At 68.0% G+C, this 10,508-nt stretch carries 12 protein-coding genes; 2 read left to right on the plus strand and 10 right to left on the minus strand.

Annotated features, from left to right (window positions below; all coding sequences use genetic code 11):
- From AC1DU6_RS11005 to AC1DU6_RS11015, 3 genes are all read right to left on the minus strand, one after another.
- A partial coding sequence (locus AC1DU6_RS11005) for an efflux RND transporter permease subunit (protein WP_477857172.1) occupies positions 1 to 206 on the minus strand: 206 nt, incomplete at its 3' end.
- 81 nt (positions 207 to 287) lie between these two features.
- Positions 288 to 1,505: an efflux RND transporter periplasmic adaptor subunit gene (locus AC1DU6_RS11010; protein ID WP_477857174.1), complete on the minus strand. Its 1,218-nt coding sequence runs from the start codon at positions 1,503 to 1,505 to the stop codon at positions 288 to 290.
- A gap of 34 nt (positions 1,506 to 1,539) precedes the next feature.
- On the minus strand, positions 1,540 to 2,325 hold the full coding sequence (locus tag AC1DU6_RS11015) for an alpha/beta hydrolase fold domain-containing protein (RefSeq protein WP_477857176.1): 786 nt from the start codon (positions 2,323 to 2,325) through the stop codon (positions 1,540 to 1,542).
- Between the two features lie 83 nt (positions 2,326 to 2,408).
- On the opposite strand from AC1DU6_RS11015, the gene AC1DU6_RS11020 reads away from it, so the two are divergent.
- Positions 2,409 to 3,344 (plus strand): LysR family transcriptional regulator, encoded by a 936-nt coding sequence (locus tag AC1DU6_RS11020; protein WP_477857177.1) that lies wholly within the window; start codon positions 2,409 to 2,411, stop codon positions 3,342 to 3,344.
- A 4-nt stretch (positions 3,345 to 3,348) separates the two neighbouring features.
- Here the strand turns inward: AC1DU6_RS11020 and AC1DU6_RS11025 are convergent, their stop codons facing one another.
- The 7 genes from AC1DU6_RS11025 to trpE all read right to left on the minus strand — a co-directional run bounded on the left by AC1DU6_RS11025 (position 3,349) and on the right by trpE (position 9,439).
- The gene (locus AC1DU6_RS11025; RefSeq protein WP_477857179.1) at positions 3,349 to 3,507 is read right to left on the minus strand and encodes a hypothetical protein; all 159 of its coding nucleotides are present in this window, start codon (positions 3,505 to 3,507) and stop codon (positions 3,349 to 3,351) included.
- A 139-nt stretch (positions 3,508 to 3,646) separates the two neighbouring features.
- A complete protein-coding gene (locus tag AC1DU6_RS11030) occupies positions 3,647 to 4,333 on the minus strand; it encodes a uracil-DNA glycosylase (RefSeq protein ID WP_477857181.1) in 687 nt (228 codons plus the stop codon).
- Complete coding sequence (gene trpC / locus AC1DU6_RS11035; protein WP_477857183.1) at positions 4,330 to 5,124, minus strand: indole-3-glycerol phosphate synthase TrpC; 795 nt, start codon at positions 5,122 to 5,124, stop codon at positions 4,330 to 4,332. The genes AC1DU6_RS11030 and trpC overlap by 4 nt, the downstream gene beginning before the upstream one ends.
- On the minus strand, positions 5,121 to 6,167 hold the full coding sequence (gene trpD / locus AC1DU6_RS11040) for an anthranilate phosphoribosyltransferase (RefSeq protein ID WP_457389743.1): 1,047 nt from the start codon (positions 6,165 to 6,167) through the stop codon (positions 5,121 to 5,123). Before trpD ends, trpC begins: the two co-directional genes overlap by 4 nt.
- A 3-nt stretch (positions 6,168 to 6,170) precedes the next feature.
- Positions 6,171 to 7,220, minus strand: a complete 1,050-nt coding sequence (gene ltaE / locus AC1DU6_RS11045; protein ID WP_477857185.1) for a low-specificity L-threonine aldolase — start codon at positions 7,218 to 7,220, stop codon at positions 6,171 to 6,173.
- A gap of 70 nt (positions 7,221 to 7,290) precedes the next feature.
- Positions 7,291 to 7,875: an anthranilate synthase component II gene (locus AC1DU6_RS11050; RefSeq protein WP_477857186.1), complete on the minus strand. Its 585-nt coding sequence runs from the start codon at positions 7,873 to 7,875 to the stop codon at positions 7,291 to 7,293.
- Positions 7,876 to 7,951: 76 nt separating this feature from the next.
- Positions 7,952 to 9,439, minus strand: a complete 1,488-nt coding sequence (gene trpE, locus AC1DU6_RS11055) for an anthranilate synthase component I (protein ID WP_477857188.1) — start codon at positions 9,437 to 9,439, stop codon at positions 7,952 to 7,954.
- A 272-nt stretch (positions 9,440 to 9,711) separates the two neighbouring features.
- Between trpE and AC1DU6_RS11060 the strand changes: the two genes are divergently transcribed.
- Positions 9,712 to 10,314 carry a chalcone isomerase family protein gene (locus AC1DU6_RS11060; RefSeq protein WP_056191702.1) on the plus strand — a complete coding sequence of 201 codons (603 nt, stop codon included), beginning with the start codon at positions 9,712 to 9,714 and terminating at the stop codon, positions 10,312 to 10,314.
- Positions 10,315 to 10,508: the final 194 nt, after the last annotated feature.

Genomic DNA, 10,508 nt, shown 5'->3' on the forward strand with positions numbered 1-10,508 from the left:
TCCTCGAGCGGCGTGGCCACCGTCTCGGCGATGACCTTGGGGTTGGCGCCGGGGTATTGGGCGCGCACGACGACCGAGGGCGGCACGACGTCGGGGTATTCCGAGATCGGCAGCGCGCGGATCGACAGCAGGCCGCCGATGAAGATCAGCAGCGACAGCACGCCCGCAAAAATGGGGCGGTCGATGAAGAATTTGGAGAGATTCATGTTGGCTCCAGACAGCACGCCCCCCGCGGGCCGGCTGAACCGGCCCGCTGCACGGGGCTTGCGGTGGGATGGGGGGCTAGGTCAGGAGATCTTTGCGGCAGCTTGCTGGGCAGCCAGTTCGGGTTTGGCGTCCATGGCGACGTCCTTGGGTGCGAGCACCGACCCCGGCCTCACGCGCTGCACGCCGCCGACGACGATGCGCTCGCCGCCCTTGAGGCCGCTGGTCACGACACGCAGGCCGTTGACGTTGGCGCCCAGCGTCACACCGCGCCATTCGGCCTGGTTGCCCTGGCCGACGACGATGACATAACGCTTGTCCTGGTCGGTGCCGACGGCGCGCTCATTGACGAGCAGGGCCGCCTCGTTCTTCGCCTGGCCCATGCGCAGCTTGGCAAACTGGCCAGGGATCAGGCCGCCGTCCTTGTTGTCGAAGACGGCGCGCACGCGCAGCGTGCCGCTCCTGGCATCCACCTGGTTGTCGACGAGTTGCAGGCGGCCGGTCTGGCTCTTGTCACTGCCTGCCAGCATCTCCACGGGAATGCGCTCCATGCCTTTGCGCTCGGCGCCGCCGCCGGGCAGCGAGGCGAGCGCCTCGCGCACCACCTTTTCGTCGGCATCGAAGCTGGCGTAGATCGGGCTGACCGACACCAGCGTCGTCAGCACCGGCGCACCGGCACCCGCGGCGACGAGGTTGCCCTGCGTCACTTCGATCCTGCCAACGCGGCCCGCCACCGGTGCACGCACCTGGGTGTAGCTCAAGGACAGCTGCGCCGATTGCAGCGCGGCCTGAGCGGCGCGCAGGTTGGCCGCACCTTCACGGGCGGCGTTGTCCTTCTCGTCGAACTCGCGGCGCGCCACGGCGCGCTCCTCCAGCAGGGACTTGGCGCGTTGGGCCTCGCTGAGCGTGTAGTTGACGCGGGCCTGGGCGGCGGCCACCTGTGCTTCCAGGCGCTGCACCTCGGCCTGGTAGGGCGCGGGGTCGATGGTGACGAGCAGGTCGCCCGCCTTCACGAGGCTGCCCTCGCGGAAATGCACGGCCTGCACGGCGCCCGACACACGGGCCCGCACATCGACGCRCTCGACGGCTTCCAGGCGGCCCGAGAACTCGTTCCAGGCCGATACATCCTGGCTGACAACCTGGGCGACGGACACCGGTGTGGCGGGCGGCGTGGTGGGGCCGGCATCGGCCTGGGCTGCGCCCGAGCCGAACTGGGCGAAGCCCACGGCGCCCAGGGCGACGAGAGCGACAGCGCCAGCGATCAGGCCGGCACGACGATTGRGACGAGGGTTGGACTGCATTTCTATTTCTCTCCGAAGGTCAATCAGGCAGGAATCAGGCGGGAAGGGACAGCGCGCGGCGGGCCGCTTCACGCAGGAATTCGTGGATGGGATTCAGCGCATAGCCCGGCGCGATGGCGGGCAGCGTCATCTCCTTGGCGGTGCCGCCTTGCTCCCGCAGTGCAACGGCATAGCGGCGCGACTCGTCGCTCAGCGGGTGGCCCGCGGCGCTGAGGATCAGCGCGGGCGCCAGGCCGCTCAGCCGGCTGGCGTTCAGCGGCGCGGCATAGGGGTGGTCGGCGCGCGTGCTGCCGCCCAGATAGRCCTGCCAGCCCTTGGCGTAGTGGCATTCACAGCCGCCGCATTCGCCGTCGCGCATGGAGGCGCTGCCGAGTTGCGGGTCCAGCATGGGCGCAATCAGCAATTGGCCAGCGAGCTTGGGTGCGTGCTGGTCGCGGGCCATCAGCGCGAGCGCCGCGGCGAGGTTGCCGCCCGCTTCCTCGCCGGCAACGAACAGGGCGGTGTGCGGGCTGCCGGTCAGCCTGGCCGGCTTGGCGGCGAGGGCCTGCAGGGCCTCGAAGGCGGCGCTCAGGCCGCTGGGGAAAGGGTGCTCAGGCGCCAGCGGATAGTCCAGCGAGACGACATCAGCGCCCGCGTCGGCGAGCATCTCGCTGCGCGCCCGGCTGGCCTGGAGTGAGCCGTCCGTGAAGCAGCCACCGTGCAGCCAGAGCAGCAGCGCGCGCCCGTCGCCGTCCAGCGGCCGGCGCGCCGTGTAGACCTGGGCCACGAGGCCCGGCGCAGGGCCGAGGCGCAAAGTGGCAGGGGAGGCGATCTTGTCCATGGACCGAAAGATAGTGATCAACGGCCTAGGGATAAACGGCCTTGAAAGTGACTCACTTTTCCTTGCCGTGGAACAATGAAGTCATGGACCGACTCAACGCGATGCAAGCCTATGTCCGGGTCGTCGAGGCCGGCACCTTCACCAAGGCGGCCGATTCCCTGGACCTGCCCAAGGCCACCGTCACGCGCCTGATCCAGACGCTGGAAGGCCATCTGCGCACCAAGCTGCTGAACCGCACCACGCGGCGCGTGACAGTGACGCCGGATGGCGCGGCCTACTACGAGCGCGCCATGCGCCTGCTGGGCGACCTGGAGGAGCTGGAAGGCAGCATGAACCAGGCCCGTGTGACGCCGCGTGGCCGCATACGCATCGACRTTCCCGGCGTGGTGGGGCGCGAGATGATCATTCCGCACCTGCCGGATTTCTACGCCAAGTACCCCGACATCCAGATCGAGCTTGGCGTCAGCGATCGCACGGTGGACCTGATCAGCGACAACATCGACTGCGTGATCCGTGGTGGCGAGTTGACCGACCAGAGCCTGGTCGCGCGGCGCATCGGCGAATTCCGCTTCATCACCTGCGCGACGCCCGAATACCTGCGCCGCCATGGCGCGCCGGCCCATCCGCTGGAGCTGACGCAGGCGCCACATCGCATGGTGGGTTATTTCTCGGCACGCAGCGGCAAGGTCATGCCAGACACCTTCCGCCGCGGCGAGGAAGAAATAGAGGTGGCGGGCAACCACATCCTGGCGGTGAACGATGCGAATGCCTATCTGAACGCCGGCCTGGCCCACCTGGGCGTCGTCCAGGTGACCTGCTTCATGGCCGGCCCGCTGCTCAAGAGCGGCGAACTGGTGCGGGTGCTGGAGGAATGGGACGCCGACCCGGTGCCGGTCTATGTCGTCTACCCGCCCAACCGCCATCTCAGCAGCAAGCTGCGGGTGTTCGTCGACTGGGTCGTCGAGCTGATCGGCCGCGAGGCGATGGGCGGGCTGAAGCTGCGCTGTACGACGAGCTGAGGGCTCAAGCCTCGTCGGCCGTGTTGCTGGCGACCACGGCCGCCGGACCGAAGTCTTCGGCCGACGGAGCTGGGGCGCTGATAGCCAGCAACATGCCCGCCGCCAACGCTGCGACAGCCGTCGCGGCGGTGATCAGCGTGGAAATGGATCGGGTGTTGTTCATGGTGACTCTCCTGGTCGGCCACCGCCGAGCGGGGTGTGCCGATAGGTTGTCACTGTAGGAATTGCGCGCCGCGAGAAAAAGCGGGGCAGAGAGAACGGCGAGTTGCTGCCAGCGGAACAATCCGCGGCTTGAAAACCGGTCAGCTCTTGCGCGGCGCACCCCGCCCGCGTTCCTCCAGCCAGGTTTTGGTCGTCGAGAAATGTCCGCAACCGATGAAGGGCCGCGGCGGCTTCAGCGCCGACAGCGGCGAGGGGTGGTTGGCCTTCAGCACCAGATGGTCCTGCTTCGCCGCCTCGATCAGCGGTGCTTTGGCCTGGGCGTAGCTGCCCCAGAGCATGAAGACCTTGGGAGCCGGGTCGACGGCTGCCGCCTTGATGAGGGCGTCGGTCAACACCTCCCAGCCGCGGTTGGCGTGGCTGGCGGGTTGGCCGTCTTCCACGGTCAGCACGGCGTTGAGCAGCAGCGTGCCGCCCTCGGCCCAGCGCACCAGGCTGCCGTTGGGCGGGAAGGGCTTGCCAAGGTCGCGCTGGATCTCCTTGAAGATATTGCGCAGGCTGGGCGGCAGCGGCACACCGGGCGGCACGCTGAAGCTCAGACCTTCCGCCTGGCCGGGGCCGTGGTAGGGGTCCTGGCCGAGGATGACGACGCGGGTGGCGGCCAGCGGCGTGAGGGTGAGAGCACGCAATGGCTCCGGCGGATAGATGGTCGCGCCGGCGGCAGCACGCTCCTCCAGGAAGGCTTCCAGCTTCTGGCCGACCGGCGAGGTGGCCCAGGCTTCGACAACGGGGCGCCAGTCGGTGTCGGGGAGTTGCAGCGGCAGCTTCATCCGAACAGGGTCGCCAGCGCCTGGCCCGGGTCGGGCGCGCGCATGAAGGCCTCGCCGACGAGGAAGGCGTTGACGTTCGCCTCGCGCATGCGCTTCACGTCCGCCGCGCCGAGGATGCCGGATTCGGTCACCAGCAGCTTGTCGGCCGGCACGCGCGGGAGCAGGGCCAGCGTCGTGTCCAGCGTCACGTCGAAGGTGCGCAGATTGCGGTTGTTGATGCCGACCAGCGGCGTCTTCAGCTGGAGGGCGCGGTCGAGCTCCTCGCCGTCATGGACTTCAACGAGAACGTCCAGCCCGAGGGCATGGGCCGYCGCCTCGAGGTCGGCCATCTGCGAGTCGGCCAGGCAGGCGGCGATCAGCAGGATGCAGTCGGCGCCCATCGCACCGGCTTCCATGACCTGGTACTCGTCCACCATGAAGTCCTTGCGCAGCACCGGCAGCTCGCAGGCGGCGCGGGCTTCGCGCAGATAGGCGGCCGAGCCCTGGAAGAAGCGCTCGTCAGTCAGCACACTCAGGCAGGCCGCGCCGTTGCGGGCATAGCTTTCGGCGATCTGCCCGGGCTTGAAGTCCTCGCGCAGCACGCCCTTGCTGGGGCTGGCCTTCTTGATCTCGGCAATGACGGCGGCGTGGCCGGCCGCGATGGTGGCGCGCAGCGACCGTTCGAAGCCCAGGCGCTCACCCTTGCGGGCCTCCGCTTCATCACGCTGCGAAGCCAGCGAACGCTTGAGCTTGGCTGCCGCGATCTCTTCCCATTTGACCTCGACGATGCGGTTCAGGATATCGCTGCTCACGCTTTTCCTCCCAGCCCCTGGGTCTGCTTGACGAAGGCATCCAGCTTGGCACGCGCCGCGCCACTGTCCAGCGCCGTGCGGGCACGTTCGATGCCGTCGGCCAGCGTCGGCGCCACGTTGGCGGCGTATAGCGTCGCGCCGGCGTTCAGCAGCACGATGTCGCGCGCTGGGCCGGGCTTGCCGTCGAGCACACCGACCAGCATCTCGCGCGACTGTTCCGGGTTCTCGACCTTGAGGCTGCGATTGCTGGCCATGGCCATGCCGAAGTCTTCGGGGTGGATCTCGTACTCGCGCACGGCGCCGTCCTTCAGCTCGCCCACCAGGGTGGTGGCGCCCAGCGAAATCTCGTCCATGCCGTCCTTGCCGTAGACGACGAGCGCGTGCTCGGCGCCCAGGCGCTGCAGCACGCGCACCTGGATGCCGACGAGGTCGGGGTGGAAGACGCCCATCAGGATGTTGGGCGCGCCGGCCGGGTTGGTCAGCGGGCCCAGGATGTTGAAGATGGTGCGCACGCCGAGCTCGCGGCGCACCGGCGCGATGTTCTTCATCGCCGGGTGGTGATTGGGCGCGAACATGAAGCCGATGCCGCACTCGTCCAGGCACGCGGCCACGGCACGTGGCGAGAGCTGGATGTTGGCGCCCAGGGCCTCCAGCACGTCGGCGCTGCCGGTCTTGCTGCTGACGCTGCGGTTGCCATGCTTGGCCACCTGCGCACCCGCTGCCGCCGCGACGAACATCGAGCAGGTGGAGATGTTGAAGCTGTGTGCGCCATCGCCACCGGTGCCGACGACGTCGACGAGATGCGGCAGCGGCCCAATCTCATGCAAGGGCACCTTGTTGGACAACTCGCGCATGACCTGCGCGGCGGCCGTGATTTCGCCGATGGTTTCCTTCTTCACGCGCAGGCCGGTCAGCAGCGCCGCCGAGATGACGGGCGACATCTCGCCGGCCATGATGCGGCGCATCAGCGTCAGCATCTCGTCGTGAAAGATCTCGCGGTGCTCGATGACGCGGGTCAGGGCTTCGGTGTCGGTGATGGGCATGGCTCAGCGCTCCAGGAACTCGCGTGCGGCGGCAATGGCGTGATCGACGCCGGGGGTGTCGACATCGAGATGGGTCACAAAGCGCAGACCGATGAGGCCGGTGGCCAGCACGCCGCGTGACTTCAGGTGCTCCAGCAGGGCCGGCGTGCGGCCATCGCTGATCTGGGCAAAGACGATATTCGTCTGCGGTGGCGTGACCGTGACACCCGGCAGCGCGGCCAGGCCCTCGGCCAGGCGCTTGGCCAGCGCGTGGTCGTCGGCGAGGCGGTCGACGTGATGGGTCAGCGCATGGTCGGCGGCGGCCGCCAGCAGGCCGACCTGGCGCAGGCCGCCGCCGACCATCTTGCGCACACGGTGGGCGCGGACGATCAGCTCGCGCGAGCCGACCAGCATCGAGCCGATGGGCGCGCCCAGGCCCTTGCTGAAGCAGAGGGAGACCGAGTCGAAAGGGCGGGCCAGGTCGGCCACGCTGCGGCCCGAGGCAACCGCCGCGTTGAAGAGGCGGGCGCCGTCGAGATGCGTGGCCAGGCCACGCGCATGAGCCAGTTCGCAGGCGGCGTTGGTGTACTGGGTGGACAGCACATTGCCGCTCCAGGTGTTCTCCAGCGCCAGCAGCCGCGTGCGTGCGAAGTGCGGGTCGTCGGGCTTGATGGCGGCGGCGATGTCTTCGAGCCTGATCGTGCCGTCGGGCTGGTTGGTCAGGGGCTGGGGCTGGATGCTGCCCAGCACCGCCGCGCCGCCGCCTTCGTAGCGGTAGGTGTGGGCGAGCTGGCCGACGATGTACTCGTCGCCACGGCCGCAATGGGCCAGCAGGGCGCAGAGGTTGCTCTGCGTGCCGCTTGGCATGAAGAGAGCGGCCTCCTTGCCGAGCAGGGCGGCGACGCGCTCCTGCAGCGCGTTGACGGTGGGGTCGTCGCCGAAGACGTCATCGCCAACTTGTGCCGCTGCGATCGCTGCGAGCATGGCGGGCGTCGGCTTGGTGACTGTGTCGCTGCGCAGATCCACGACCTTGCCGGTGGCGGCTGCGCCCGATCCGGGCGCGTAGTCGGTCATTGGTGCACCCTTCGCGCTTCGCGCTGTCCCGCCACGCGGGAATGAGCCCCTTCGGGCGGCCGTGCGGGGCTCATGCCTTCAACTCCAGGAAGTTGCGCAGCATCGCGTGCCCATGCTCGCTGAGGATGGACTCGGGGTGGAACTGCACGCCCTCGCACGGCGTGGCCGTGCCGGCCAGTTCGCGGTGGCGTACGCCCATGATCTCGCCATCCTCGCTGCGCGAGGTGATCTCCAGCACCGCCGGGCAGCTCGCTTCCTCGATGACGAGGGAGTGGTAGCGGATCACCGAGAAATCCTTGGGCAGTCCGGTGTAGACACCGCGGCCATCGGTCGTGATCGTGCTGGCCTTGCCGTGCATCTGGCGCTGGGCCCGGATGATCTTGCCGCCCAGGGCCTGGCCCATGGACTGGTGGCCCAGGCAGACGCCCAGCAGCGGCTTCTTGCCGATGAAGTGCTGGATGGCCTCCACGCACACGCCGGCCTCGTTGGGCGTGCAGGGGCCGGGTGAGAAGACGATGTGGKYCGGGTCCAACGCGGACATTTCCGCCACGGTGATCTCGTCGTTGCGCACCACCTTCACGTCCGCGCCCAGTTCACCGAAGTACTGGACGAGGTTGAAGGTGAAACTGTCGTAGTTGTCGATCATCAGCAGCATTTGGACTCCCGCCGGGCCGCCCTAAGGGAGGCCATCCCCMTTGGGGGGCAGTGAACGAAGTGAACGTGGGGGCTCATCAAAATCCCTCCTCGACGAGTTCGGCGGCGCGCAGCAGAGCGCGTGCCTTCGCCTCAGTCTCTTGCCACTCCAGTTCGGGTACCGAGTCTGCGACGACGCCGGCCGCCGCCTGCACATAGAGCATGCCGTTCTTGATGATGCCGGTGCGGATGGCGATGGCCAGGTCCATGTCGCCGGCAAAACTCAGATAACCGCAGGCGCCGCCGTAGATGCCGCGTTGCACGGGCTCCAGCTCGTCGATGAGTTCCATCGCTCGTACTTTGGGCGCGCCGGTGAGCGTGCCGGCAGGGAAGGTGGCCTTGAGCACATCGAGCTGGCCGACATCGTCTCGCAACGTCCCCTCGACGTTCGAGACGATGTGCATCACATGCGAATAGCGCTCCACGGCGAAGGACTGCGTCACCTTGACGCTGCCAACGCGGGCGATGCGGCCGATGTCGTTGCGCGCCAGGTCGATCAGCATCAGGTGCTCGGCGCGCTCCTTGGGGTCGGCCTGCAGCTCGGCTTCCAGTTCCAGGTCGCGCTCCACCGTCGCGCCGCGCGGGCGCGTGCCAGCCAGGGGGCGGATCGTGACCTTGCGGCTGCCGTCGCCGGCATGTTCTTCGCGCACGAGGATCTCGGGGCTGGCGCCGACGATCTGGAAGTCGCCCAGGTCGTAGAAGTACATATAGGGGCTGGGGTTCAGCGCTCGCAGCGCGCGGTACAGCGCGATCGGCTCGGCCTTGTAGGGCTTGGAGATGCGCTGGCCCACCTGCACCTGCATCAGGTCGCCGGCGGCGATGTATTCCTTGGCCTTGGCCACGGCAGCCAGGTAGTCGGCCTTGGCAAAGCCGCGCGTGACTGGGTGGGCTTCACCGCGCGGCACGCGGGGTACGCTGACGCTGTAGGTCAGCTTGTCGCGCAGCTGCGACAGCTTCTTCTTGGCGCGGAAATAGGCCTCCGGCTGGCGCGGGTCGGCCCAGACGATGAGGTACAGGCGCCCGGAGAGGTTGTCGATGACGGCGACTTCCTCGGACAGCAGCAGCAGGATGTCCGGCGTGCCCAGGCTCTCACCCGCGTGATCGCGGCCCAGGCGCTTCTCGATGGCGCGCACGGCCTCGTAGCCGAAGTAGCCGGCCAGGCCGCCGCAAAAGCGCGGCAGACCCGTCGGGATCTTGGGCTTGATGCGTTCCTGGTAGGCGGCGATGAAGTCCAGCGGGTTGCCTTCGTGCGTCTCGACGATGGCGCCGTCGGTGACGACTTCGCAGAACTGGCCCGTTGCGCGGATCAGCGTGCGGGCGGGCAGGCCGATGAAGGAGTAGCGCCCGAAGCGCTCGCCGCCGACGACGGACTCCAGCAGGAAGCTGTTGCGGCCCTGGCCGGAGCCGGCGCAGAGCTTGAGGTACAGGGACAGCGGGGTTTCGAGATCCGCAAAGGCCTCGCTGATCAGCGGGATGCGGTTGTAGCCCTCGGCAGCGAGGCTCTGGAATTCAAGTTCGGTGATCACGGTCAAACCTTGAAAAGACAGTTTTCAGGGCTTGGCGTGCAGCCCGATGGAGAACGGGCAACGCGAGAAAAAGCGCGTCAGGGCGCGCCAAGCAGCATCAGTCGGCGGTGAACCAGCGACGCCAGGGCCAGGCTCCCCGGTCGCTCGACCCCGTGATGTACTTCCGCGTGATGAACATGATCGGATCAGTGTATCAGCGGGTCTTTGAGCCTGACACGCCATACTTCGGTTCACGAAGATGCCGCCATCGCGGCACAGCAACGGAGCGAGACATGCGCGCATTCATCGTCGCGGCCCTGGTGGCCGTGGGCAGTCTGAGCGGGGGGAGCGCCTGGGCCGAGACGGTCGAGGTGGCCAACGTGAAGTACGAGACGGCCATGGACCTGGCGGGCCAGAAGCTGGTCCTCAACGGCGCCGGCGTGCGCTACAAGTTTGTCGTCAAGGTCTACACGGCGGGCCTGTACCTGACGCACAAGGTCAGCACGACGCCCGAGGTGCTCGCGGCGCCCGGCCCCAAGCGCATCCATATCCAGATGTTGCGCGAGATCGACGGCAACGAACTCGGCAAGCTTTTCACCAAGGGCATGGAAGCCAACGCGCCGCGCGACGAGTTCGTCAAGTCCATCAATGGCGTGCTCAAGTTGAGCGAAGTCTTCGCCAGCCGCAAGCAGCTCAACAGCGGCGACAATTTCACGGTCGACTATGTGCCCGGGCTCGGGTCGACGCTGCTGGTCAACGGCAAGTCGCTGTTGAGCGAGCCGATCAAGGAGCCGGAGTTCTTCACGGCCCTGCTGCGCATCTGGCTGGGCGACAAGCCGGCCGACGATGCGCTGAAAGAAGCCCTGCTCGGCATCAAGCGCGAACGCCGCCGCTGAAACGGAGCCCCGCGCCCAAGCTCGCCACGCTGAACGCGGGCGAGCTTGAGCGGCCCCCCGAGGGGGCGCCGATGCTCGCGGCATCGAGCCGCGAGCACATCGGCAATCGGGCCGGCTTGGGAGCGGCCCGGCGCTCGGCCCGTAGGCAGACGATGGGCCTCAGTCAGCCGAACTGGATATCGTCGAGCCGGCCC

The organism is Roseateles sp. P5_B10 (assembly GCF_056400485.1).